The organism is candidate division WOR-3 bacterium, assembly GCA_016867815.1.
Taxonomy (GTDB): Bacteria; Hydrothermota; Tepidihabitantia; order Tepidihabitantales; family Tepidihabitantaceae; genus UBA2258.
Genome location: VGIR01000020.1, coordinates 1 through 23939, shown reverse-complemented (window position 1 = coordinate 23939; position 23939 = coordinate 1). Strand labels below are relative to the sequence as shown.

22 protein-coding genes and 1 other RNA gene are annotated in these 23939 nt (G+C 61.7%); 9 read left to right on the top strand and 14 right to left on the bottom strand.

Annotated features, from left to right (window positions below; translation table 11 throughout):
- The 7 genes from hprK to FJY68_04760 all read right to left on the bottom strand — a co-directional run bounded on the left by hprK (position 1) and on the right by FJY68_04760 (position 6427).
- Positions 1-993, bottom strand: coding sequence for an HPr(Ser) kinase/phosphatase (gene hprK / locus FJY68_04790; protein MBM3331155.1), 993 nt, complete (start codon positions 991-993; stop codon positions 1-3).
- Positions 983-1309 (bottom strand): ribosome-associated translation inhibitor RaiA, encoded by a 327-nt coding sequence (raiA, locus tag FJY68_04785; GenBank protein ID MBM3331154.1) that lies wholly within the window; start codon positions 1307-1309, stop codon positions 983-985. Before raiA ends, hprK begins: the two co-directional genes overlap by 11 nt.
- Positions 1310-1369: 60 nt before the next feature.
- Entirely contained in the window at positions 1370-1954 is a 585-nt protein-coding gene (recR, locus tag FJY68_04780; GenBank protein MBM3331153.1) for a recombination protein RecR, read from the bottom strand.
- Positions 1951-3429: a DNA polymerase III subunit gamma/tau gene (dnaX, locus tag FJY68_04775; GenBank protein MBM3331152.1), complete on the bottom strand. Its 1479-nt coding sequence runs from the start codon at positions 3427-3429 to the stop codon at positions 1951-1953. Before dnaX ends, recR begins: the two co-directional genes overlap by 4 nt.
- Positions 3430-3520: 91 nt before the next feature.
- Positions 3521-3787, bottom strand: an RNA gene (gene ffs, locus FJY68_04770) — signal recognition particle sRNA large type.
- 14 nt (positions 3788-3801) lie between these two features.
- On the bottom strand, positions 3802-4767 hold the full coding sequence (locus tag FJY68_04765) for a hypothetical protein (GenBank protein ID MBM3331151.1): 966 nt from the start codon (positions 4765-4767) through the stop codon (positions 3802-3804).
- A 19-nt stretch (positions 4768-4786) separates the two neighbouring features.
- Positions 4787-6427: a hypothetical protein gene (locus tag FJY68_04760; GenBank protein MBM3331150.1), complete on the bottom strand. Its 1641-nt coding sequence runs from the start codon at positions 6425-6427 to the stop codon at positions 4787-4789.
- 135 nt (positions 6428-6562) lie between these two features.
- Between FJY68_04760 and gyrA the strand changes: the two genes are divergently transcribed.
- The 4 genes from gyrA (at position 6563) to FJY68_04740 (ending at position 12858) form a co-directional block, all read left to right on the top strand.
- Complete coding sequence (gyrA, locus tag FJY68_04755) at positions 6563-9010, top strand: DNA gyrase subunit A (GenBank protein ID MBM3331149.1); 2448 nt, start codon at positions 6563-6565, stop codon at positions 9008-9010.
- Positions 9011-9118: 108 nt separating this feature from the next.
- On the top strand, positions 9119-10309 hold the full coding sequence (locus tag FJY68_04750) for a hypothetical protein (GenBank protein ID MBM3331148.1): 1191 nt from the start codon (positions 9119-9121) through the stop codon (positions 10307-10309).
- Positions 10306-11013, top strand: a complete 708-nt coding sequence (locus FJY68_04745) for a hypothetical protein (GenBank protein MBM3331147.1) — start codon at positions 10306-10308, stop codon at positions 11011-11013. Before FJY68_04750 ends, FJY68_04745 begins: the two co-directional genes overlap by 4 nt.
- A 780-nt stretch (positions 11014-11793) precedes the next feature.
- Positions 11794-12858 carry a hypothetical protein gene (locus tag FJY68_04740; GenBank protein ID MBM3331146.1) on the top strand — a complete coding sequence of 355 codons (1065 nt, stop codon included), beginning with the start codon at positions 11794-11796 and terminating at the stop codon, positions 12856-12858.
- Between the two features lie 75 nt (positions 12859-12933).
- On the opposite strand, the gene FJY68_04735 is transcribed toward FJY68_04740, so the two are convergent.
- From FJY68_04735 to FJY68_04715, 5 genes are all read right to left on the bottom strand, one after another.
- The gene (locus FJY68_04735; protein MBM3331145.1) at positions 12934-13419 is read right to left on the bottom strand and encodes a hypothetical protein; all 486 of its coding nucleotides are present in this window, start codon (positions 13417-13419) and stop codon (positions 12934-12936) included.
- 319 nt (positions 13420-13738) lie between these two features.
- Positions 13739-15025: a hypothetical protein gene (locus FJY68_04730; protein ID MBM3331144.1), complete on the bottom strand. Its 1287-nt coding sequence runs from the start codon at positions 15023-15025 to the stop codon at positions 13739-13741.
- A 234-nt stretch (positions 15026-15259) separates the two neighbouring features.
- Positions 15260-16135: a hypothetical protein gene (locus FJY68_04725; protein ID MBM3331143.1), complete on the bottom strand. Its 876-nt coding sequence runs from the start codon at positions 16133-16135 to the stop codon at positions 15260-15262.
- Between the two features lie 17 nt (positions 16136-16152).
- Positions 16153-16347 carry a hypothetical protein gene (locus tag FJY68_04720; protein MBM3331142.1) on the bottom strand — a complete coding sequence of 65 codons (195 nt, stop codon included), beginning with the start codon at positions 16345-16347 and terminating at the stop codon, positions 16153-16155.
- Positions 16337-16819, bottom strand: a complete 483-nt coding sequence (locus tag FJY68_04715) for a type II toxin-antitoxin system VapC family toxin (protein ID MBM3331141.1) — start codon at positions 16817-16819, stop codon at positions 16337-16339. Before FJY68_04715 ends, FJY68_04720 begins: the two co-directional genes overlap by 11 nt.
- A gap of 546 nt (positions 16820-17365) precedes the next feature.
- Here FJY68_04715 and FJY68_04710 point away from each other — a divergent pair.
- The 5 genes from FJY68_04710 to FJY68_04690 all read left to right on the top strand — a co-directional run bounded on the left by FJY68_04710 (position 17366) and on the right by FJY68_04690 (position 20244).
- Complete coding sequence (locus FJY68_04710) at positions 17366-17986, top strand: hypothetical protein (protein ID MBM3331140.1); 621 nt, start codon at positions 17366-17368, stop codon at positions 17984-17986.
- Positions 17983-18396, top strand: a complete 414-nt coding sequence (locus tag FJY68_04705) for a hypothetical protein (protein ID MBM3331139.1) — start codon at positions 17983-17985, stop codon at positions 18394-18396. Before FJY68_04710 ends, FJY68_04705 begins: the two co-directional genes overlap by 4 nt.
- Before the next feature lie 197 nt (positions 18397-18593).
- On the top strand, positions 18594-19265 hold the full coding sequence (locus FJY68_04700; protein MBM3331138.1) for a sigma-70 family RNA polymerase sigma factor: 672 nt from the start codon (positions 18594-18596) through the stop codon (positions 19263-19265).
- A 1-nt stretch (position 19266) separates the two neighbouring features.
- Entirely contained in the window at positions 19267-19626 is a 360-nt protein-coding gene (locus tag FJY68_04695; protein ID MBM3331137.1) for a hypothetical protein, read from the top strand.
- Between the two features lie 243 nt (positions 19627-19869).
- Positions 19870-20244 (top strand): hypothetical protein, encoded by a 375-nt coding sequence (locus tag FJY68_04690; GenBank protein ID MBM3331136.1) that lies wholly within the window; start codon positions 19870-19872, stop codon positions 20242-20244.
- A gap of 80 nt (positions 20245-20324) precedes the next feature.
- Here FJY68_04690 and FJY68_04685 read toward each other — a convergent pair whose 3' ends face one another.
- Positions 20325-20939: a hypothetical protein gene (locus FJY68_04685; protein MBM3331135.1), complete on the bottom strand. Its 615-nt coding sequence runs from the start codon at positions 20937-20939 to the stop codon at positions 20325-20327.
- Between the two features lie 75 nt (positions 20940-21014).
- A partial coding sequence (locus FJY68_04680) for a CRTAC1 family protein (GenBank protein MBM3331134.1) occupies positions 21015-23939 on the bottom strand: 2925 nt, incomplete at its 5' end.

The following is a 23939-nucleotide window of genomic DNA, read 5'->3' as shown; positions in this document are numbered from 1 at the left end:
TTACTCCGGGTCGTCGGCGATGAACGGGTCGATCTTCGGGGACTTGCTCATCACTGAGGTGAGCGCGTCATCGAAGACCTTGGCAGGTTCGTAGCCAAAGACCTTCAGGATGTGGTTCTTGGCGATAACCTCGAGAACCAGCGCCAGGTTCTTGCCCGGTATGACAGGAATGGTCACCCGCGGGATGCGGACGCCCAGGATATCGGTCAGTTTCTCCTCGATGCCCGTTCGCTCGTAGTCCATGCCGGGCTTCCAGTGGACTAGCTTCACCTCGACCTCGATGCGTTTCTGAATCCGGATAGCACGTACCCCGTACAGGCTGTAGACGTCCACGATGCCAACGCCCCTGATCTCTATGTGGTGGGCCAGTTCCGACGTTCGGGCCGCAGAATAGCCCATGACGATGCCGGTGCCGCGACGAAGGACTTTGACGAGGTCGTCGGCAATCAGTCGGTGTCCGCGATCGACCAGGTCGAGGGCACATTCAGACTTGCCGATTCCCGAGTCGCCGGTGATCAGAAGTCCGACGCCGAACACGTCCACCAGTTCTCCGTTGACGAAATCCTTGGGCGCCAGCCGGTAGTCTATGAAGGCAGACAGGGCGTGGATAAACGGGGTCGTATCCATCGGCGTGGTCATGACCGGTACATTGAATTCGTCCGCCTCGGTCTTCCAGACCTCCGGCAGACTAAGTCCCTTGGTCACGATGACGCAGGGGGGGCGCAATGAGAAGAGTCGATGCACCGCCTCATGCTGCAACTCCGGGGTCATGGTGGCGAGATAGGACAACTCGGTGCTGCCGACGATCTGGATGCGTTCGCGCAGGAAGACTTTCGTGTATCCGGCCAGCGCCATGCCCGGTCGGTTGATGTCACCGGTGGCGACGGCGTTGGCGGCAAGTCCCTGCCCGCCGGAAGCGACTTCAAGACTCCACTCCTCCCGTTTCTCAGCGAGGAGATCGGCGACGTTCATGGGCCGAGTCTCAGATTCCATCAGAAGAAGGCGGGGTGTGATTGGAGCGCCTGCGATCGTGGAACTTGCCCTGCTGCCGAAGCAACTGGGCGACCAGCTTGTCGATGACGTCGTTGACCGCGATGTACATGTCCTTGCCCTGGCCCTTGGCGGCGAGCACGGTGTGGCTCATGTGTACTTTGCCTTCAGCGACGTCCTTGGCGCCCTCTTTGGTGAGGACAATCTCGGCTTTGATGATGTGGCTATTGAAGTGGTCCAGCTTCTTCATCTTTTCGTCCACATGCGCCTTCAGGTAGGGAGTGATATCCAGGTGGCGTCCGGTCAGTGTCAGGTTCATTGGTTCCTCCAGTAGAGAGCCTCTTCAACTCCGGGTTCTCGGGCCAGACGGTCAAGCCGTCTACAGCTCACGCCGGCCCTCAAGCGCCCGCAGTATGGTCTCGGTATCGGCAAGGTCGAGGTCGGATCCGACCGGCAGGCCCCGGGCGATCCGCGTGACTCGCACGCCGGTCGATTTCAGGTGTTCGGCGACATAGATCGCGGTCGCCTCACCCTCGATTGTGGGGTTGGTGGCTATGATCACCTCGCGTACACCGGAAGCCACCCGGGAGACAAGCTCTCCCACGTGCAGGTCGTCCGGTCCGACATTGTCGATCGGCGAAAGTATGCCGCCGAGCACGTGATAGGCCCCGTGGTGCTGACCCGACTGCTCCAGTGTGAGGACATCAGCCGGTTCCTCAACCACGCAGACCAGGGAGTGGTCTCGGGTCGGGTCCGAGCAGACATCGCACTGCTGCTCCTCGGTGAGACTGAAGCAGATCGGGCATGGCCGAAGCTTGGAGCTGGCCTCGATGATCGACCCCGCCATCTCGCGGGCGACATCGGGCTGTTTCAGCAGGTAGAAGGCGATGCGCTGCGCCGTCTTTCTGCCGACTCCTGGCAACTTGACCAGCGAAGAGACGAGTTGCTCAAGGGAACGTTTCAATGTTGCTCCCTTTCCTCCACCTCGCCCAGAATCCTGCTGACTCGCTCGCGGGTCGGATCGGCTGACGGCTTTCTCGACACCTCCACGACCAGCTTCAGCGGACGGCCTGCGACCTCGGCCAGGATGGCCTCGATTCGCCGCAGGTCAGCCTGGAGAGTCTCGGCCGCCACCTTGTGCTTCGCGGACAGCGAGATGGTTAGCGCAGCATCGGAGAGAGAGACCGGCGTGGCCAGTTCCAGGAAGCCGGCCAGCATCGACTGGTGAGCCTTGGTGTGCAGGCGCAACTCAGCCCAGAGGCCTTTCAGCGTCCTGGGTTGATCGCGGGCGACCGTGGCAGCAGTGATCGCCGGGGGCGCGCTCCGGGGTGCTTCCTGTCCGTGCAGGCCGGCCGGTTCTGACGCCAGTTCCAGCGACATGACTTCTATCAGCACCCGAGGAAACTGCGTGGACGCGGCCTGGGCCTCGTAGGCGGCAACAGCGTGGAGAATTCTCAGCAGTCTACCGCAGCCGAATCGCCTGCCCTGAGAGAGCATGCGCTCGATCTCATCGGGGAGCAGGCTTAGCCCGCACTCACGACCGCTGATTTCCAGCGCCAGCAGGTCGCGGAAGTGCTGAACCACTCCTGAGTAGAATTCGAGATGGTCGTACCCGGAATCGAAGAGCCGCGCGACAAAGCCCATCAGCCCCGGTTCATTGCCGGCCAGCAGGAGATCCGCATAGTCGAAAAAGACCTCGGAGGGTACCAGGCCCAGCAACTCCTCCACGTCCTTGACCTCGATTCCCTCCGGCTGGAAAGACGCCAACTGGTCAAGGATACCCTCTCCGTCCCGGATGGCGCCGTCGGCACGCCGGGCGATCGCCATCAACGCCGCGTCAGAGGCCTTGATTCCCTCTCGTTCCGCAAGCCAGGCCAGCCTGTTCCTGATTTCTGACGGCGTGGCGCGACGGAAATCAAAGCGCTGGCACCGAGAGACAATCGTCGCGGGGACGTCCTGGGCGGCGGTGGTGGCGAAGATGAACTTGGCGTGGGCCGGGGGTTCCTCCAGGGTCTTGAGCAGGGCGTTGAAGGATTCGGTCGTGAGCATGTGAACTTCGTCGATGATGTAGATCTTGTAGCGTCCGGAAGTCGGCAGGTACTTTATGTTCTCTCTCAGTTCCCGTACGTCGTCGATCTTACGGTTCGAGGCGCCGTCGATCTCGATAACGTCAAGGCTGCGGCCGCCGGTTATGGCTACGCACGCCGAGCACTCTCCGCAGGGCGAGACGGTCGGGCCTTTCTGACAGTTGAGACTCTTGGCGAGGATGCGGGCGGTCGTGGTCTTGCCGACTCCGCGCGGACCGCAGAACAGGTAGGCATTGGCCAACCGGTTCTTCTCGATTGCCCTACTGAGTGTGTCGCGAACGTGGTCCTGAACCAGGAGCTCGGCCAATCGCTGCGGCCGATACTTGAGCGTGAGAACTTCACCTGCCACGATGTGTCACCGCGATACGGGCAGCGCAGACGCCCGGAACCCGGAGGAGGAATCGGCCTTCTGTCAGCATCTTCCGGCAATCCAGAAGGTCCGGTCGTGCGGACGTCTTCGACCGGTCGGGGAGAGGGTCGCATCGGTCGTCAGCTCCAGCCAGGCAGACTTGCGACTGGACACCATTCCGCTTACCGTTGCTACCTTCCGGTCCTGGCGGGGTTCGCAGCGGCGACCATCGCAAGACCCAGCCTTCAACGCTTCGGACCAGTGGACCTTGTTCGCCCCGGTCCGGCCTCATGACGTTCTTTCGATCCCGCATAGGCGGGTTTCGGGTTGCAGGGGACCGCCGACCCCCCATCTAGCACGACCGAACCAAGTCTTCTAGCGCGTAAATATCTGCGGGTCCGGGAATATGCCCTGCGTGTTGATGTCGCTCGTCACTACGCCGGTCAGCCTCAGCCGGCTGGCCAGGGCGGCGACGGCAGGCTTGTTTATCTCCGTGCTGCGCTGAAGTTCGGGAAGACGGCAGAAACCACAGGACTTGGTGCAGTATGGAAAGTACTTGCCCAGGACCTGCTTGGCCACATCGGACTTGTTCTCCACGATGGCCATGGCTGCGTCGGTTGCGATCTTCAGCCGCTTCGGACCTTGTCGGTAGGTCTGCGGAAACCTGGGGGCAAACCCCATGGCCGCCCCGGGGAACGGCTGAGCCACGAAGCGCGGGAGTGCGCTGTACTGGATAATCCGATACTGCGTCGTATCCAGCGGGCAGAGCTGGGGTTCGATCACCCAGGCAGCATCGCAGTTTCCGGCCTCCAACTTTTGTAACAGGGAGGAAAACGGAACCTCCGCCAATTTGACTTCCTCGGAGTTGATTCCCAGATTGGTGAGCATTACCGGTATGTAGTCACGTACCTGGGGTGGGTAGATGAACCGTTTTCCTCGGATGTCTGACGCGGTCTTCACGTGTGATTTGAGCGGCGCGACTATGGCATCCACCGGCAGGGACTGCCGGAAATCCTCGCTCATGAAGACCTTGAGAGTCTCGTTCTTGGTCGCGATGCGCTTGAAAACCGCGCTCCACGTGAAGATACCGACGTCAACCTTGCCGGCAAAAAGGTCGGCGAGTGCCTGGTCCGGGTCAGAGTAGAAGACGAGGGTCGGTTTGATGCGGTTCTTGACGAACAGGCTTTCATCGATGCCGACCAGTATCGGCAGGGAGGTTACCGTGCTGTCACAGGCGAATCTGACTTCAATCGGTCGATTCTGCTGAATCTGCGGGTAGAGAATGACATAGACCAGGACGGCGGCCAGCAACACAATCAGGATGTTGAGAAGTTTGGTCATGCTTTTTTCTTCCTTGCGGTTAGCGGCCCTGCTTTCTCAGCTTGTCCGCTGCCTCGAAGGCCCTCAGTGCTTTGTCCTTCTGGTCGGTCTCCCGGTAGCATATGCCAAGATTCTGGAACGCGTCCGAGTTGTTGGGATCGATCTTGGTAGCGATCAGTAGGTTGCCAATCGCCCGCAGGTAACCTGCCTTGGCTGCATCCTTCTTGCCGCCGTCCGCAAGGGTGGTGGCGAGACCGGTCTGACTCGACCCGAGCCACAGGTACGCCTGCTCGATAAGCTGCGGCGTTTGGAGGCTCAGGAACATACCGAGAGTGTCGGCAACTGCCGCCGGGCCGGTGAGCTTGCGGGACCTAAGGTCAGGGAAGTAGAGCCAGCCAAAGCCGACACTCTTCCTCCCCTTGGCAGCGAGAATCGAGTCGACCTTCTCGACCAGCGTGCCGGTTACCTGGACGTTGCCGGCTTCGGCTGCTTCCGGCGTCACCAGCGCGAGCAGCGAGTCGAGCCACGGCGGCGGCAACATACCCACCGGCACGACTGCACCGTCGATCACGGTCTGCAGCGACCGCTCAGCCAGGCTGTCCTTCTTCCCCTGGTACTGGGTTATGCCGAGGTTGAAGAGCGAGGCAAAATCTGAGGAATCGTACTCGACCGCGCTTCCGAAAAGAGCCTCGGCCTTTGCTCGGAACCGCTCCGATGTGTCCGCTCGCGTCTCGGTTGCCGCACGCAGCATAGCCGTCCCGGCCCGCGAGCTGGCCACGTTCAGATTGTTGGCGGCATAGAAGAGTCGACCTGCGGTCTGGGCGATTTCGGCCAGTTGCTTGGCCGCGTCGAGGTCTGTCTCGACATAGCGCTTCAGTTCGGACTGGTCGAGTAGTCGGCTCTTCTGCACCAGTTTCGAGACGACCTGGTCGACGCGGACCGAGTCGGTCAGCTTCAGTTGTTTGGACAGGTCTGCCTTGGCGGCGGCGAAGCGCTTCTCGTATTGTGCGATGGCTTCGTCGTAGAAGAATCCGGCCGAATCCCAACGTACGGCCCTGGCCTCTTTTGTCAGCCAGAGGCTGTCCGGCTTCTGCAGAAAGTAGAGCCCGAGCAGACTCAGTGCCTCAGGAGCGCCGGCATCCAGCTTCAGCAGGTCGTCGGCGGTTGCGCGCATGTCATCGTAGCGCTCCAGCGCCGAGTAGATGTTCGCGACGAGAGCATAGGTCTGGGACTTGGAGGGATCCACCTTGAGGGCCACCAGCGCGTACCTGAGCGCGGCATCGTTCTCCTCGGCGTTGTAGCTCTCGCGGGTCGCACTGATGAGTGCGGTCCAGGACAGGTACTGCCAGGGTTCGTCCGTGCGGATCTTGGTGACAAGCGTTGTGTCCTTTTCCAACGCGGTCACGAAGTGGTCGGCGGCGGAGGCGTGGTTCCGCAACTGCTCCTCACAGAGACCGAGCCAGAACTCAATCTGGCCAAGCGCGACGTTGTCAGCCGTCGCTCCGTACTGAGTCAGCGCCTTTGTGAACTGCTCCTTGGCGCGTTCGTAGCGTTGGCCGTCATAGTGTATTCGACCACCGCGCATAAGGGCGTCAAGCGGTATCTGCTGGGCGACAAGTGGCACACACGACGCCGCCGTCAACAGGATAATCGCCAGACTTGAGTTGCGGAAACTTCGCATTGTGGTCCTCCTTAGACCTGCTGCAGAGTCAGCGAAATCATAGCCATTTCACCGTTACTGTCAACTCGCGGCGGAACACCCGTTCTCCCTCGTAACGTTTGACTTGCGAATGTCATACGGCTATATTTACCGCGCGTGTCCCACGAAGATTCCGTAGTACCAGTCTACATCGAGGATGAGGTCCGGAAGTCGTTCCTCGACTACGCCATGTCGGTCATCGTGGCGCGCGCCCTGCCCGACGTCCGGGACGGCCTGAAGCCGGTCCAGCGGCGTATCCTCTTCACTATGAATGAGATGGGGTTGATCCCGACCCGGGCGACGCGCAAATCGGCCACGGTGGTTGGCGACGTGCTGGGTAAGTACCATCCCCACGGTGACAGCGCGGTTTACGACGCGATGGTGCGGATGGCGCAGGACTTCTCGCTCCGCTATCCGTTGGTCCACGGACAGGGAAACTTCGGCTCAATAGACGGTGACGCGGCTGCCGCGTACCGCTACACGGAGGCCCGGTTGTCGCCGCTTGCCACCGAGTTGCTGAGCGACCTGGACAAGGACACGGTTGATTTCCAGCCCAACTTCGACGAGCGGCTCAAGGAGCCCACCGTTCTGCCGGCGGCGTTTCCCAACCTGCTCGCCAACGGCGCGGCCGGCATCGCTGTCGGCATGGCGACGAACATCCCGCCCCACAACCTCGGCGAGCTGATTGACGCCCTGGTGCTCTTGGTCGACGACCCGAGGATCGAGAGCAAGGAACTGATGAAGAAGGTGCGCGGGCCGGATTTCCCGACCGGCGCGACCATAGTCGGAGTCGAAGGCATCAGGCAGGCGTACGAGACCGGTCGCGGCAGCATCATGCTCAGAGGCACGGTGACTTTCGAAGAGGTCAAGGCCGGCAAGGACCGGCTGATCGTCAGCGAGATTCCCTATCAGGTCAACAAGACGACCCTCATCGAGCGCATCGCCCAGTTGGTGCGAGAGAAGAAGGTTCAGGGGATTGCCGACCTCAGGGACGAATCGGACCGCGACGGCATGCGGATTGTGCTCGACCTGAAACGCGACGCGGTGAAGGAAGTCGTGCTTAACCAGCTCTACAAACACACCGAGTTGCAGTCGTCATTCGGCATCATCCTGCTGGTGCTGGTGAACGGCCAGCCCCGCACGCTGGGACTGAAGGCGCTGCTTGAGGAGTTCCTCAAGTTTCGGTTCGAAACCGTGACGCGGCGGACCCGGTTCGAACTGAAGCGGGCGGAGGACCGCGCCCACATCCTTGAGGGTCTGAAGATTGCCCTGAAGAACATCGACGCAGTCATCGAGTTGATAAAGAAGTCAAAGGACACCGATACTGCGCGCCAGGGCTTGATGGCGAAGTTCAAGCTGTCCGAACGCCAGGCCGATGCCATCCTGGAGATGCGCCTGGCCCGACTCACCGGACTGGAGCGGGAGAAGATCGACGCCGAGTACAAGGACCTCATCAAGGAGATCAGCCGGCTCAAGAACCTGCTTGATTCGCGCAACGCCATGATGGGCGAAATCCGCAGCGAGCTTCTGGAAGTGAAGCGGCGCTACGCGGACGAGCGTCGCACCAAGATCGTCCGCGGCGAGGCCGAGGAGTTCTCGATCGAGGACCTCATCAAGGAAGAGGACATGGCCGTCACGGTGACGCACCGCGGCTACATCAAGCGGATGCCGGTCTCGGTCTACCGCCGCCAGGGGAGAGGTGGTCAGGGACGGACCGGAGTTTCCGTGCAGGAAGAGGACTTTGTCGAAGGGCTGTTCATCGCCTCAACCCACGACTACATGCTGTTCTTCACCGACAAGGGGCGCTGCTATTGGCAGAAGGTCTACGAGATACCCGAGGGTTCGCATGCTGCCAAAGGGCGCTCAATCGCCAACCTGGTTGAGATGGAGAAGGATGAGGCGACAACCTCCTACCTTGCGGTGCGCGACTTCGCAGCCAGGCAGTTCGTCTTCTTCGTCACCCGGCAGGGCAAGATCAAACGGGTCACCCTCGACCAGTTCGCCAACCCGCGACGCAAGGGCATTATCGCCATGGGCATCGAGAAGGGCGACTCGCTGGTCGCAACACTGCTTACCTCGGGCTCGGACGACATCCTGCTTGTTACCCGCGACGGGCAGTCCATCCGGTTCCACGAGAAGGACTCGCGCGACATGGGCCGCACGGCGGCCGGCGTGCGCGGCATCCGACTAGGCAAGGGTGATTCGGTCATTGGTGCCGTAATCGTCCGTGAGAACCAGTCACTCCTGACCGTGTTCGAGAGCGGCTTCGGCAAGCGGACCGTCTTCGAGGAGTTCCGTGTCCAGAGCCGAGGCGGCTCCGGCATCATCGCGGCCAAACCAGTCGATAAGTCCGGCCGACTCGCCGCGGCAAAGTCCTGCAGCGAGTCGTCCGAGGTCATCCTCACCTCAAAGCAAGGCATCGTCATTCGGGTCAACTGCTCGGAGATCCGCAAATGCGGCCGCTCCACCACCGGAGTCAGAGTGATGGCAGTCGACAAGGGCGACGCGGTCGTTGACGTCGCGCTCATCGAAGAGGAATCTCAGCCCCCGGCTGAGAAGCAGTAGCCTCCTACGGACATACGTCCCTCGCCAAGCACCAAGGACGTTAGCAAGCCGTACGCCGCTGAGCGGGCGCGGTGCAGCGCCCGGTCGCTGCTGGCCGCATGCAGCCTGTTGCTGGCTATTGGTTCCCTGCAGTGTGCCAGAAGGGCTACGCTCGCGGCCGAGCGGCCGGTGCGGATGTTCGTGACCGACGCGCGGCTCGACCGGTTCCCGGTCTATGCCGCAGCGGTAAGGGCACGTCAGGCAGTCAGCCCGACGCTCTGGCTCGTGACCGGTGATCCATTTGCCGACAACGTACTGCAGGCCGTCAGCGATGGGGCCGCTCAGGTGTCCATCCTCAGTCGCGCCGGCGTTGACGCGGTAGTTCTGACTCCGGAGTGGCTATCGTTCGGTTTGCCGCGGCTGACCGAGATTGTCGCGAAGGGCCGGTACTACTCCTTGTCTGCGAGCCTGCTGGACGAGTCCGGCCAGACCATCGGCCATCCGTTCATGGTCAGAAAGAGCGGCCCGTCGATTCTGGCTGTCGCCGGCATCGCCATGGACTCGGGCACCGTCCTGAAGCACATTTCCGGGGTCAGGTACGCTACACCGGACCTGGCGGTTGGCAAGGCAGTGGCACTGATGCGGCAGCGAGCTGACCTGGTGGGGATCATGGCGGAACCTCACTCCAGCGGGTTGATGTGGAGAGCGGACTTCACGGTCAACACGAGTGGGTCAAACGGGTTTGAGGTGAACCCGTCGCGCGACACTACCCGCATCAACTGCTACGATATCAGCCCGGACGCCGGCCGCCTGACCCGAACGACCGTGAGCATCGGCGAACTCAAGCCCGACTCCTCAGTCGCTCGAGTCCTCGATTCCGTCATGGCTGGGACCGACTCTCTCGCCGCTGGCATCATCGTGCCGCCAGCCGTGCCCTGGGACCCGGAGCGCCTGACCGGTGCGTTGATACAAGGCGTGCTGGCCGCGAAGCTGGCCGACGGGTTCCTCTGTGATTCGCTCTTCATCAGCGACTTCAGAGCACCTGATAATGTGGGCGCTCTCGTTGCCCTGCTGCGAGACGCGGGTCGATTGGCGATCCTCACCGTTCCAAACGATGCCCTGTCCGTCTGGCCGCAGGAACTCGTACTCCGGTCCGGGCTCTCACGCTCCAGGCTGCCCCGCGGCCAATCCAGCCGCATCGCGACTACTGTCGAGTATCTGCAGCGTCACCCCGACCTGGCCAAACCGGGTTTTGAACTCTCTGCCCGGCCGTTCTGGACAATCTGCCGGGACATCCTAGAATCACGCCAAGGCAAATGAGCAGCTTCGTCAAGAGATTCAAACCGGGCCGTTTCCTCTGGACGGCGCTTGTGACCCTCTATTTTCTCTTCTTCTTCACCAACTTCCTCCGGGATGCGATACCCGACCGCATGGCTCTGCCGACGTTGTTCGCCTACCTCTTCGTCCTCTGGCTGTCGATCGAGTACTACTTCGGCTCGCCCTTCTTTCAGTCCGGAGTGGTCGAGCACTCGGCTCTATGGCGAGGCGTCTTTGCCTTCTTCGTCTACCCATTCTTTGCCTACCTCGCCGGGGATTTCATCTGGTGGCATTGGACACAGATTCCTGTTCCCGCAGTGGTCACCGGGTTGCTTGGCCTCGCCGTGTTTGGCCTCGGAACCTATCTGCGGCTCGGCACGCTCTTCGCCCTGCTCGGAATCGCACAGGTAAGACCCCCTGCCCGGGGAAGCAAAGAAGAGACGCTGCTCCTGCCGGAGAAGCGGTTCGTCGCACTCAGGTTCCAGAGGTTCGTTCGTCATCCGCGCTACTTCGCCACCTTCATCCAGCTTGTCGGGGCAGCACTGGTCTTCCGGTCCTGGGGCGGACTGGTACTCGCCGCTGCGGTCGGCCTGCCGCTGCTGCTCACGCAGACAAGAAGCGAAGACGCGCGCCTGAGCGACCTGCTCAAGTCCGAGTTCAAGACCTACACCGAGTCGGTACCAGCCTTCTGGCCGCGCTTCCGCTAGCCCGTCGCTCTCGCCTTCCTGGTTCTTGTCTCCCACCTGCTGCTTGCCTCTGCTGCCTCCCGACTTGACATCGATACGCCTCAAGTTAGATTAGAACGAAGCCAAGCGGGAGGTAGACGTGATTGAGTATCGATTGAAGAAAGACACGCATGTCTGGCACTGGGCGCACGGTTGCTCCAAGTGGCCGACCTTCGACTACGAGATCCATCGGGGCGAGCCAACCTGGGGTGAAAAGTGTGAGGAGTGCAAGCAGAAACAGAAGCCTGAGGATGTAGTAGAGTAGCAGCCGCGACCGCGGCTGCAGTCCCCACGACTTGCGGTTCGCCGTTTCTAGCGCCGCGTAGACCGGCGGACTGATCGACAGGGCCGGTGAGGGCTGGCTGAGCGTGGCTCCGGACAGGATGAAGAAGTGCTGAGCCGTGCTGCTCGAACCGCTCAGGGTCCGAACAGAAGTCGCACGCCCGGAATCGATACCAGACGAACAGCCAGTTGCAGTAGCCTATGACGATACTTAGACGAATCGAGCATGGATGGTTTCATGATCTGCGGACGAACTTGGACCAAGCAGAAGGGCCAGGGGTTGGGAATCGGGGGCAGGGAGTGTCTGGAAGCCGACAGCGGTCAGCGGCCTATGGGCGCCCCGGGGTCGGGTCTGTAGCGGGTCTCGGTCTCGCCTCTGGCGCGAGCGCAGACTTCGCGTATAATCTCCCCGTGTCAGGTACGCCTGATGTCCGAGGAGACCAGCCGCCGGCGAAGCCCGTAGCGCGAGCGGGAGTAGTGATGAACTGGACTCAGCCAGAGCTTGAGGTGGTCAGCCGGTTTGCCCGAAGCCTTGCCGAAGGTAAGTACCGCAGCGCCGGTGAGGCGGCGCCGGACTGCCTCAGCGAACTCGAAGCCCTCCGCGAACTCAACCCCTCGCATCCCCGCCGGTCCCTCATCTCCGTCCGCGCCCGCCTGGGAGCGCAGTGCCGAACTCTCGGGCTCGGCTACGCCCTCAGCTTCTGGACCCCGGCTGAGCTGCGGACGGTAAAGCGCTACGCGCGGGAGTTTCTCGCCGGCCGTTTCCCGACGATGCGCGACGCCGCCCGCGCGTGCCTGCCGAAGCTCACGGACGAACTTGGAGGCAAGCGCACGCTCGAAGGTACATGCTGGCACATGGCCAGGGCGATTCGGGCCATGGGCGTGCCGGCAGACGACCAGGAGTGGACCAAAGCGGAACTCAAGGTGCTCGACCGGCACGTCCGGATGCTCCACTGCGGCCGGCCCTGGACCGTGACCCAGATGGCAGAAGAATGCAGCCGTGCGCTCGGCCGCAGACACAGCCTGCAGGCGATCCGGGGTCGGGTGAAACCGATTCTCAGGCAGATGGGTCTGCCCCGCTACCACGGCTTCAGCGAACCGTTCGAGCGCGAACTGATCGAGCGCTACGCGCGGGGCGTCACGACCGACGATACCGGGGCATGGCACGCTGCGGGCGAAGCCTGCCACAAGGAACTTGAGGCCGAGTACGCCCGGCGCGCCCGAAGCGCAACCGGCGGCGCGAGCCCGGACTACGGCCGGACCCCGGCGCGCACGTACGCGGAACTCCTCCGCGTGGCCGCGAAGCTCGGCTTGCACACCCTGCGCCACCAGCGTCGCTGGTCCGAAGAAGAGAAGCGGATCTGCGAATCGTGGGGCAGATGGCTGCGAGGCCATCGGGCGAACCGTAGTAACGCGCCGCTCACCCAGGCTGCGCAAGGTCTCCTTGGCGACCTCACCGACAAAGGCTTTCGCCGTTCGCTGTCCGCCTGCAGCCAGCGCCTAAGCAAGTACCACGAGCCCCAGCGGTCGGCGCACGCCCGCTAGTCGCTCCGTTGCAGGCCGCGGGCTGTCAGCCGGCGGCCGTCGTTCCGGGACTGCTACCTGCTACCTTCCTTACTGCTAACTCGCTGCCTCTGGCAGCGCGTTGTCCCGAAGCTTCCCGAAATGGGGTGCCTGTCCGCATCTTGACGCGCTTCTGAGGCAATTAAGTATCGTGTCCCCTTTTCCTGCCCTGACATAGTGCCGGTAGAGGCTGTCGTGCGGCTCTATGCCGAAGAAACTGGGGCCCAGCAACACCCTGAGCCCCGCGATGATGTTCGGTCGATAATCCCATGTGTCACCCGCCTGTCCGATCAGGACAAACGTTGCGGGTCCCTCGTATTCCCAGTTGCCGACAGCCGCCGTACAGACCGAGTCCGTGGTGTTCACAACGGAGACGGTCACGAAGAACGGCTCGCCTGCTCTTGCGTGCTGTTCTCGCGACACTATCGACATTCGGAGCTCAGCCGGTCCGGCAGTCGGCGGATACCTGAACTCGCCGCGGCTAAAGTGAAGGCTGCAGCCCAGGACCAGAGCGAGCGGCAGACAGACCAGAAATCCCTTCATTGCGGATATGATAGACTCGCGGGCGGGGGTGTCAAATGGAAGGAGAGAGGGATCGAGTGATCGAGGCATCAAGGGATAGAGTGGCCGGAGGCGGTCAGCGGGCTTGAGCTTGTGCTTGCGCTAGCTGGAGGCTTGCGGCCTGGGGCCGGTGGGTTGCGCCCGCGCCAATCTGCAATCTACAATCGGCAATCTGCAATGCCTCCTGGGAGCTTCCCGAGATGGGGTGCTGTCCTTGGACCGACAGCATCTTGACGCGCTTCGGATTCTATTTAGTGAAGTGTCCCCGAAATCCCCGCGGAGTTATCCCCCCATCGCCGCCCTACGGCAGATTGATGAAGACGTCGTAGTCGTCCGCGTTGAATTCGTCGAGCTCCTCGATCTTGCCGGCATACAGCCCGCTGACTAGTTTGCGCATTGTCCTAACGTCAGCTTCGGTGGCCGCGCCGTACTTGATGTAGGCATTCCCGCTCGCGCCGTGGATTACACAGCTCTCGTCCTTGGCGAACCCAGCTACCTTGAGCGCGTCCAGCACCTTCTGGCCCATCTCGCCGCCGTTTGCGTACACCACGACACGGTATTTGCTGCTTCCCGCATCCCCGGCCCGGGATTGCCGCTCGTCTGCACTCGCGTCTGCGACCGGGCTAGCCGGAGGTTCCTCGTGGCCATACACGGGTTTTAGTTTGAGCGAGTATGCGCTGAGCTTCACCGTTTTGGCTGTGAATGTGCTGTAGCTGTTATCAAGCTGGATCCTACAGAGTCTGTACTGCCTCTCGCTGGGCTTGATTAGCGTTTTGTCGCAGTGGATGCGTGCCCATGTCGCCACGGGCACCCATTGTTTGAGGGCTCCAGAGTACGCTTCAACGCTGTAGCCGAAATCCTTGCCCAACCGTATTGAAGAGAGGTCTACTGGGGTCGGCTTTTCGAGGGCAGCACTCAGTGCGATACTAGCCAGTCCGGAAGCGAATCCAGAGGTGAGAGCATTGTAGCTTTCCTCGTTGGCCGCGACGACTACGATGCGGTCTGCATCTCCCGGTATCTCAAACGGGATGTACTGCATGGTACCTTCAGCGACGTAGACTTGTTTTCCGTCGAGGATTGGGTCGATGACCGTGTCGATGCGAGATGGGGTTACCCTCGTGTCGAAGCTGCGGAGCGACTGCGTCGCGGGCCTCCGCTTGACGGTAACGCGATACGTGCTGCGGCATCCCTCGTGCCTTCCCGAGATGGCGATCCAGTGAGGTCCGCCTATCGCCGTAGCGCATTGCAGTTCGACTAGTTGTTGGTCACCGGCCTGTGCCATTGGGTCAGCATCAATAGGTCCCAGCGATGCGGACCCGACCTTTGGAGGCAGCAGCACGGATAGCCCGGCCACAACGGCATTTCCCACGGCATTGTCGCCTCTCTCGCTCTCTGCCATTTCCTGCTTCAGCGCCTCAACCGTAACCAGTATTTCGTCCCCTGGGGCGAATCTGAAGACCCTCCTCATCGTGCTCTCCGGCTCAACGACTATCGTGGCTTCCATAACCGTTACGGACGGTATGGCCGCCGCGAGCTGCATCGCGAGCATCAAGCCAGTCGCGAACATGGTCCAACCTCCTTCGGTCATGTGTTCTCTCCGCGTGGGTATCGCGGGCATCCTGCTCCATTCCTACGGCGTCAAGGCCGAGTGTACTGATCTCATCGCGGACATGGTAGCGGACAAGGCCTTCATGTCAAATGCAGGGCGGGAGACGCCGGCGCGTAGGGCCGGCAGGGATTCGACCGTGGCCGCCGTTTCTCCACATCGCTGTCTCCAGTTTGGCAGAGTCCCCAAAACAGTTGCCGTCCCCGATAGTCCCAGTCAATGGTCTCCGGGACGTGTGGCGTGAAACCGGTAGTAGTCCGACTCTAGCTCGTTGTCGAAGTGGGACTTGGCCGCCCTCCAGTCGGCATCTGCCACTGAGTTGAAATCAAACCCCGACTCGCGCAGTACATTGCAGACTAAGGGGAACTGGAGCTGGTAGAAGCTCCAGGTTGCCTGGAACTTGGCTCTGACGTTCGGAGTAGGATGCTCCATTGATTTGCGGTAGACGTCGGCGAGGAAGGTCAGTTCTGCGTAAACCTGAAGCGTCATGTCCGTTGAATCGAGGGGTTCGCCAGAAAAGGGAAATCCTGAGTCACCATAATCGCTCAAGTACTGGATAGACGGCGTCAGGAACACGTAGTGGAAGCGTTCGCAGTGGCGGCGGGTAGGGAATATCCGGTTCTCCGCAAGGAGTCGCTCGTCCAAGAAGAGGCCGCAGCCGGTCAGGTCCTTTTCGTTTCGATACGAGTCGATCAGTGCCTGACCAAAGAACGCGTCTAGGTTGTCGAATCGATGATGAAGGAAACCGCCTTTCGTTAGGATTGCTCGGAAGTAATAATCACGGCCGATGAGACGACGCAGCAGGTCTTGTGCAAATTCAGCCAGGTACATGACGCAGACCTGCTTGTCATGCCCACCTTGGAGTTCAACAGCGTTATAGACGATCAAGGTGTCCGAGAAGACCAGCGCCCGGAAGTCGGGATGACGATGGACGTTCAGGCCATCTATGATCTGGTATAGATCCAGCACACGCCGTGGTGACTGTGCCATCTCGGCGAACCCAAGGATATCGAGGTAAAGCAGGTAGCGTTCTGGTACCATCCAGCCTGGGGACAGAGCCGGGACACTTTCCATGTTACCAGCTTCCGTCAATGCCGGGGTGTGTCATGTCAGTTGTCTGACTGCGGCTTGTCGCTGACCGTCACTTGACGGCGCGTTTCCATCTCATCTCTTACCTTCGCCGCCTCCCGTGCACATTCGCGCAGGTAGTCTGCGCCGGACAGGCCGCGCCGCTTCCGGTCGGCCTCCGCCGCCCGGCGCTGGTCGTGCAGCCACTCCAGGAAATCGACGTCTTCATTCGTCATAGCGTAACACCTCTTCGGGCGTTCGGACTCCGATAAGCACGTATCCTTCGCGCAGGTTCACGGAGTTCAGCCTGCGCTCGGCCCACTCGTTCGCCAGATGCCGGAGGTTCATGGATACCAGCACATCGGCCCCGGCAATCGTTGCATAGGCCGCGTGCCTGGCGTCGTCGGCAAAGTCGGCCGGCACCACGCCATCAGCCAGGTAGGCTCCTGCCAACCGTTCTACCTCATCTTCGTCGAGCGTAAGCTCTTCGACGCGTTCGACCAGGTCCAACAGCTCCGACCGCAGCGGTTCGGCCGACCGGCTCAGTTCTTTGGTGGTTAGAGGCGATGTCACCGCTCTGAAGATCCCGGCTTCGATCTGCGTGAACAGCGTCGCAGCCGCCTGCCTCCGCAGAGTGTTGAACGGCTTCGGGTCGAAGTAGAACCCGAAGACCGAAGTCTCGATGTAGAGCAGCGGTCGCTGTTTCACGTCGAAAGGATACCTCTCCTCAGACGAATGTCAACGTGACTGCGACAGACCTGACGACGAAGTAAGCGGCGAAGCTGGCGACGGAATCTGGGTCGGACTCGTCTTCAAACTCAGCGACGTTTGTGCTGCGGAAGGCAGTTCGAGAGGGAAGTCGAAACGCAAGTCCAAAGGGAAGGCGAGACGCAGGTCGGGAGGAACTGAGCAAGGGAATCCGCAAGGCGCCGCCCTTGGGGTCTCGCTTGGGACTGCGCAAGGAATCGAGCAAGGGGCCGCGAAAGGAATCGACAAACGCAGGTCGAAAGGGGTCGCGAAACGAGCCGCGAAAGGGAACTCGGAAGGGGTTTTGAAAGGGAAGTCGAAACGAACTCGGAAAGGAATCTCGAAACGCAGTCGGAAAGGGGCTGCGATAGGGCTTACCAGGCCACGGGGTGGGTGCATGGGGTAGATGGATTCTCGAGGAAATCGTGTGCGGAGGTGCCGCGAACGGGAATACATATAGTGAGAGAGCACATATGCAGGGCCGAATGAACCCTGAAAGGAGTCGGTATGAAGTCGGATAAGAAGTCGGAAACGGCGCTAAGTCACAGAAAAGTAGGACTTAGCAAGGCAGCCCGGGACTTGTTGGCCCGGGTGAGGGCAAGCCCGAGCCCGGTGGCGGTGTATGGACTTCCGCCGGATGCGGCCGAGGCGAAGGCGCGGAGCGTCATCAATCCGTTGATCGAGGAGACCGGGTTGCCGGTTGCCCGGCTCAACCAGTACCGGTGGTTTCTGGCTGAGCTCTGCCGGTTGATGCGGACGCGGTCCGGGCCGGACCTGGCGTACTGCATGGAGAACACGCTCAAGAAGTGGCTGGGGTTCGGGCTGGAGCCGAACTCGGTGGTGGTGCTGGCAACGGAGCTGTATGACCGGCTGAAACCCGAAACCCGAAACCCGGAACATGGAACCACGGATGAACACGGATGGACACAGATTCCGGTTGAGCCACGAAAACACGAAGAGCACGAAGGGGAGCCGGGCACTGGAACCCTGGAATCCGCGGACCCTGGGACCCGGACGCGGACATCCGCAGATGACGCAGATTACACAGATTCTCCAGCCAGAGCCCTGGAACCCTCGACCCCTGGAACCCTTCCGCCGGGGCCGACGAGCGGGGGAGGTGGGCCGTGAGTAAGGTGCTGAAGCAGTTGCCGGAGAGCATGCAGCGGTCAGTCATCAAGGGCTGCCGGAAGTATGAGCGGGCGCTGATTCACGGCGAGGTGCCGCGCCGGGTGGACGGCAAGGTGCGCGACCAGTTCGAGCGGTTCGGCGCGGCGATGGAGCAGGAAGCGGCGCTCCTAGCCCAGGTGCGCCAGGTGCTGTGCAGCGCGGGAGTGCAGTCATGTCGGTTCGTGACCTACTACGGTTTTGCCCGGCACGTGGCGAAGCTGCTGCGGATGAACCTGGAGCATGACGCGCGCCTGCTCGTCTGGATCGCCATCAGCCGCTGGGTGTCGCGCGGGTGCGAGCACTCGGTGCTCCTGAGCATATGCCGTAACGTGCTCAACGTAAACCCTGTGGAAGCCGCTGACGGCAAATGACGAAGCTCGAATGCCGAATTCCGAATGAGGCCCGAATGCCGGGCAATGCCGGGTCGGGCAATCGGACTTCGGACTTGAGTCGTCATTCGAGTTTCGGGTTTCGAGCTTGGCGTCAGAACGGTTGACGCATCCGGGTCGCAAGGAGTATGATTAGATGGTGCGGGTGGACGGAATGAGTGAACCACGGATAAACACGGATGGACACGGATTCTGTGGCCTCGGGCTACGGGATTCGGACTGGCGGGACTCGCACCGGATCGTTGGAATGGTCTGCTAAGGTCCTGTCCGTGCATGAGGCACGGCAGGAGGCGCATATGGATGATAAGGAACTCGTGGACCGCATCCTGCGCGGGGAAGATGAGTTGATCCCGGAGTACGTGAAGCGGAACCGGCCCGGGCTGTTCGGGCTGGCTCGGAAGCTGCTTCACGACCCGCAGGATGCCGAAGAGACAGCGGACGACGCCCTGCTTGTCGGGCTCCGCCGTCTGAACAAGTATGACCCGAGCCGGGGAAAGTTGTTCTCCTGGCTTTCAGGAATCACAACCAGGCTGTGCCGGCACGTGTGGCGGAAGCGGGCGCGCGTACAGCGCAGCGAGGCGCGCGAGCGCTGCTGCATGTGTACAGAGCCATTGAGCCCGGAGGAGCGACACGAGCAGGAGGTCTGGCACGAGGTCCTTTGGCGCGTGCTGGAGGGCCTGACCCGGTACTTTCAGATGCTCCTCGTGCTCCACGTGCTGGCGGGGTGGCAGTACGCGCAGGTGGCGCTTTCCTACGGCATCAGCGAGGAGCAGGCGCGGGTCGACACGCAGCGGGCGATGCGGGCGGCGAGGAGGCGGGCGCGGGAGCTCGGCCTTGACCCCTGGAGGTGACATGGAGACGGAAGAGGACTTCGGAGAGTACACGGGCGAGGAACTCGACCTTTACGGCGAGTTCTCCGACCGGCTGGTGAAAGGCGAGCAGCCGGTCATCGAGGAATACCTGGCCCGGCTCAAGGACGGGTCGAAGGAACGCCTGCGCGAGATGTGCGAGGGAGACGTCTGGTGCTACGGGCTGATGCAGGATTTCAAGCGGAAATCCCCGGGCACGAGCCTCTGGGACCTGCTCGGGGTGAGGCGGTCGTGGGAACGGCACTGGCGGATACACGGAGGAAAGCCGGACTGCCAGGGGAAGTCAGAATGTCGAAGTCAGAATGACGAACGGACGGATGCGGGGGAGGGAATTGAGCAATGAAGGGGTTCCAGCACGGCGGGCTGTGCGGACCTGCCGCGAGCGGGAATACATATAGTGAAGATGCGAGTTGCTCTTTGACAATTCGGAAGTCGCCTGGTCGGTGCGGGCGGGGACGAGCGACCTTGTAGCCGAGGTTCCTCCACCGCGTTCGAGCCGACCGGGCAGGCCGGGCCGGGAGCGGCAGCTCATCCCGGTCCGGCCTTGCGGCGAGCGTAATCAAACCGCGGAAAGGAGGTGACAACCATGCCTATCGATCCGGTGAGGCGTATCGCCAAGTGGGACGCCAAGTACGACACCACCCTCATCAAGACGAACCTCGACAAGATGCGGCCGACAATGCTTGCGAACGTGACCGCGGTCTACCCGATGATCGCGTCGATGGAGCTACAGGTCAAACAGGTCCTCGACGGGGCCGGAGTACCGACGACCGACTATCCCGGCTACCTGTCGTTCGGCCGCGAGATCTGGGCGCTGACGCGTAGGGACATCTCCGGTGAATCGCTGGCCCAGGCGGTCGCGATACTGGTCACCAAGTGGACTGCACGCGGCTACACTGCGGCCGTGCTGCAGGCCATCCGCACCGACGTCTTCAACGTCGGAGCGCCGATTGCTCCGTGATGGCTCGGTCTGCGATGCGGGCGGGGGGTTGCTGCCGGACCCCGCCCGCGATTTTGTTCCGTCTAGGCAGGTCTAGAGATCTAGCGGCAGCCACGGCTTTCGTAGTGGCCGCGGAAGTCGTGCGTTATCCGTCGGCAGAGGTGGCGCGCCATGTCACCGTATGCCTCTTCCGGGTCCTCAGCCTGGAACGAGAGTCCGTGCCCGAACTTCGTGACTCCGGCAACGGTGCGCTCGTCCCGGGCCGAGTTGCTCCAGACCGTACCACCGGTTCCGGCCTCGACCAGCCGGGCCGTGAGTCGGGCGTTGACCTTGGCCTCGATACTCGCAAATCCCGGCGTGAAGAAGCAGCTCGGGGTGGCCTCAGTAACATCGAGGTTGCCGGTGAAGAGAGTGTTGAGGTCGTGCTTTTCACCGATGGCCTTGAAGGCGTCCGGGCCGAGGTGGTTCAGACCCACTTCTTCGAGTACTTCCTTCTCGGTACCCAGTTCGACAAGCCTGATGTCGGGCTGATCCTCGGTGACCGATTGGATGAACTTCCGGGTGACGAATTCACCCATGTCGCCTCCAGCATCGGTCTTGAACTCGATGATGCCGATGACTTCGTGCGGCCTGAGGTCGATCGCGGGCTGTACGTAGACTCGGGCACATCCTGCCGACAGCAGGGCGACTGCGACGGCCAATGCTGCGTTTCTCATCAGGCTTCTCCTTTCAGGCAACGAACTTGTATCGGTCGGCACACCATATACAGACTGCGTTTCCAGTTTGTTCCATCAGTCTGGCTCGGTCACGGTGAGCAACTGGTTGGGCTTCACACCTTTGACTACCTTCCGGCTGTGCGGACCGAATCTTACCTCAACCGTCACCGGCGTGTCAAATTGGCCCAGGCCGAAGTGCTGGATGAGCGAGTTCTGGCTGGTAGTGCCTTTGCCGCCTTCGACCTCGCGGATCTGGCGGTTCTTGCCCTGGGTGACCGTCACCCGCGCGCCGATTCCGGCCCGGTTGAATCTCCTGCCTATGACGCGGACTTTCAGCCAATTGTTGCCGAACCTCGTGTCGTTGCGGAAGAGCCGGACCCCGGAGCCCGAACCGACCACAAGGTCCTGGTCGCCGTCGTTGTCAAAGTCAGCGAACGCGCAACCCCAACCGTTGAAGACGCGGGTACCGGAGAACCAGGTCACATCGGAGAAGGGGCGAGGGGCGGTGGGCATGAGTCGCGGGAAGGCGCAAGTCGGACTCGGGATGCGTTGGTTCGCGTACAGGAACGAGCGGCGGCCTTCGTAGATGGAAGTGATGTAGAGGTCGAGGTCGCCGTCGTTGTCGACGTCGGCCCAGGCCGGGTCAGAATGGGTTTCTTCGTAGCGGATGCCGGATGCAGCGCGGACGTCGCGGAAGGGAGGAGAGAGGAGGGAGGAGTGACCAGCGACCAGGGACGTAGGACTGGCCGGGGAGGGTCCGAGACTGTTCTCATACAGCATTGAACGGTTGGAGAATTCGATGTAGCGCGGGTGGGCGAGGTTCCCGCAGAAGAGGTCTAGGTCACCATCATTGTCGTAGTCGCCCCATTCCGAGCCGATGGTGTGGCCATAGGCGCCGTTGACCTCGTCACCGGCAACGCCGAGCTGGCCTGCAAGATTGGTGAAGGTCGAGTCGTGATTGTTGACCCAGAGGAGGTTCTCACAGAGCCGGTAATTGGAGACGTAGCAGTCCTGATAGCCGTCGTTGTTGAAGTCGCCCCAGTTCACGCCCCGGCCGGCCTGAGGAGAGAGGAGAGAGTAGGGAGTAGGGAGGAGGGAGGAGTTGGTGACGTCGGCGAAGTAGCCGTGCTGGTTCTGGAAGAGCTGGTCAGGGTAATACTCATGTTTCTCCCAGTTCTCGTAGTTGGCGCAGTAGAGATCAACCCAGCCGTCGTTGTCGAAGTCGGCAAAGCCTGCGCCCTCGGTCGGGTACTTGTTGTCCGGTCCACCCGCGCGGTCGGATAGGTACACGAATTTGCCCGAGTCGTTCTTGTAGAACCGGGCTCCTCCCTCTCCGGCGGAGACGTACAGATCGAGCCAGCCATCGTTGTTGATGTCGGCAAAGAGCCCGCCCCGGCCCTTGGCATCGGTGAGGCCGACCGAGTCGGTGGCGTTGGTGAAGCCTCGGCCCGAGTCGTTGCGGAACAGGACAGAGCCGCTCAATAGCAGATCCTGGAAGCCGTCATTGTTGTAGTCGCCCCAGGCAATACGACCTTCACGTCGGTCCTTGAGCCCGAACGTGTCGGTCATGTCTGTGAAGACCGGAACTTCGTACGCGAGTCGCGCTCGGCTGAATTCAGGCTCGGCCTGGTCAGCCAGCGGCCGGAGCCGCTTGAGCATGGAGTCGGCACGCGGAGCCCAGTAGTTGCGCGAGTCACCAGCTTCCATCGCCTTCAAATGGGCTGCGCAGGCTGCTGCCGTTTCGCCCCGGGCTGCCTTGATGTCACCAAGCAGGCAGTAGAACGGAGCGGGCGTTGCCTCCTGCTGTGGGTCCCAGCGGAACTCGTCCTTCGCGACTGTAACCGAGCTCTCGGCCGGGGCGAGTTTGCCTTGCAGCTTCAGCGCCTCGGCAAGAACGAGCAGGGCCGAACCACGCAAAGCCGGGTATTCGATGTCCCATTGCTCCTGCGGTTTGTTGGGCGACTTCTTGGTTCGCGGCTCCCAGTCGATGGCCTTGCGCGCATAGGCTTCGGCAGTCTTTGGGTCGAACTTGAGCCGGTTGAACAGCGCGGCGGCGTAGCGGTAGCGGAATGGGTCGGTCGGGTCGTCCTCGACCATCTCGGCCCCATCGGCGCGCAGGCCGGCAGTGTCCTTGAGTCCAAAGCGCGAGCTCAGGAGGAACATGTAGAAGGTCTGGCGCCACTCGGTGCGGGGCAGCCGAGCGAGGAAACGTTTGATGAGCGGCACCTTGAGCGTATCGTTGGTCCAGACCGGGGCCAGCGAGTCGTAGAAGGCGCTGCCGGTGATCTCGTAGGCGCGGGGGGCGAATGGGAACTGCTCCATCAGGAGCCAGCCGACCCTGGGAGCCAGCACCGTATCCGAGATGCTGAGCCCGTCCCAGGCCAGCGTGAGAGACCGTACGGTGGTCTCAGCAAGAAACGCCGAGGCCTCGGTAGCGATGAGCTTCTTGGTCTCGGGGAGCTTGAGCGAGTCTTTCTCGTCGCGCCGGTACATGACATACCAGCGGCCGGCAATCGCAGAGTCGTGGTCCGGGGCCTGATCGAGCACACGGTTCCACCAGGCAAGGCTGGAGTCGAACTTGTGCCAGTGGTCGTAAACCCGGGCCAGGTTGCACACGGTTGCGACATCGTCCGGCTGGCCGGCAAGGCGGGTGGTGTAGTATCGGACCGCCGACTCATAGTCGCGTCGGGCCAGGAACGTGCCGAGTTCCGGCTGGGGGCCGGCGGACAGGAGCGCAGTCAGGATGAAAATCGTTGCCGACAAGTTGCCTCCCATGGTTTGCTGCTGAGAAGCTAGGCAACAATCAGGACGAGTCAAGAAACGCCCGAATGGCGCACCGACGAAACAGGACCGGTCTGCATTGCGCCCGGAGTGGGCCGGCCCGGGCACATCGTGACCCCCTTTGCGCATTGCTGCTACGATTGATGTTACCTGACGATCAACCAGCGCGTCAAGGTCGAGCGCCGGGAGCAGGAGTATGCGCTGGTCAATCCCTGGCGC

Excerpts from the sequence above, each read along its gene's own strand:
- hprK (MBM3331155.1), bottom strand. The coding sequence starts at position 993 with ATGGAATCTGAGACTCGGCCCATGAACGTCGCCGATCTCCTCGCTGAG.
- raiA (MBM3331154.1), bottom strand. The coding sequence starts at position 1,309 with ATGAACCTGACACTGACCGGACGCCACCTGGATATCACTCCCTACCTG.
- FJY68_04765 (MBM3331151.1), bottom strand. The coding sequence starts at position 4,767 with ATGACCAAACTTCTCAACATCCTGATTGTGTTGCTGGCCGCCGTCCTG.
- FJY68_04760 (MBM3331150.1), bottom strand. The coding sequence starts at position 6,427 with ATGCGAAGTTTCCGCAACTCAAGTCTGGCGATTATCCTGTTGACGGCG.
- FJY68_04745 (MBM3331147.1), top strand. The coding sequence starts at position 10,306 with ATGAGCAGCTTCGTCAAGAGATTCAAACCGGGCCGTTTCCTCTGGACG.
- FJY68_04740 (MBM3331146.1), top strand. The coding sequence starts at position 11,794 with ATGAACTGGACTCAGCCAGAGCTTGAGGTGGTCAGCCGGTTTGCCCGA.
- FJY68_04735 (MBM3331145.1), bottom strand. The coding sequence starts at position 13,419 with ATGAAGGGATTTCTGGTCTGTCTGCCGCTCGCTCTGGTCCTGGGCTGC.
- FJY68_04730 (MBM3331144.1), bottom strand. The coding sequence starts at position 15,025 with ATGACCGAAGGAGGTTGGACCATGTTCGCGACTGGCTTGATGCTCGCG.
- FJY68_04720 (MBM3331142.1), bottom strand. The coding sequence starts at position 16,347 with ATGACGAATGAAGACGTCGATTTCCTGGAGTGGCTGCACGACCAGCGC.
- FJY68_04710 (MBM3331140.1), top strand. The coding sequence starts at position 17,366 with ATGAAGTCGGATAAGAAGTCGGAAACGGCGCTAAGTCACAGAAAAGTA.
- FJY68_04700 (MBM3331138.1), top strand. The coding sequence starts at position 18,594 with ATGGACACGGATTCTGTGGCCTCGGGCTACGGGATTCGGACTGGCGGG.
- FJY68_04695 (MBM3331137.1), top strand. The coding sequence starts at position 19,267 with ATGGAGACGGAAGAGGACTTCGGAGAGTACACGGGCGAGGAACTCGAC.
- FJY68_04690 (MBM3331136.1), top strand. The coding sequence starts at position 19,870 with ATGCCTATCGATCCGGTGAGGCGTATCGCCAAGTGGGACGCCAAGTAC.
- FJY68_04685 (MBM3331135.1), bottom strand. The coding sequence starts at position 20,939 with ATGAGAAACGCAGCATTGGCCGTCGCAGTCGCCCTGCTGTCGGCAGGA.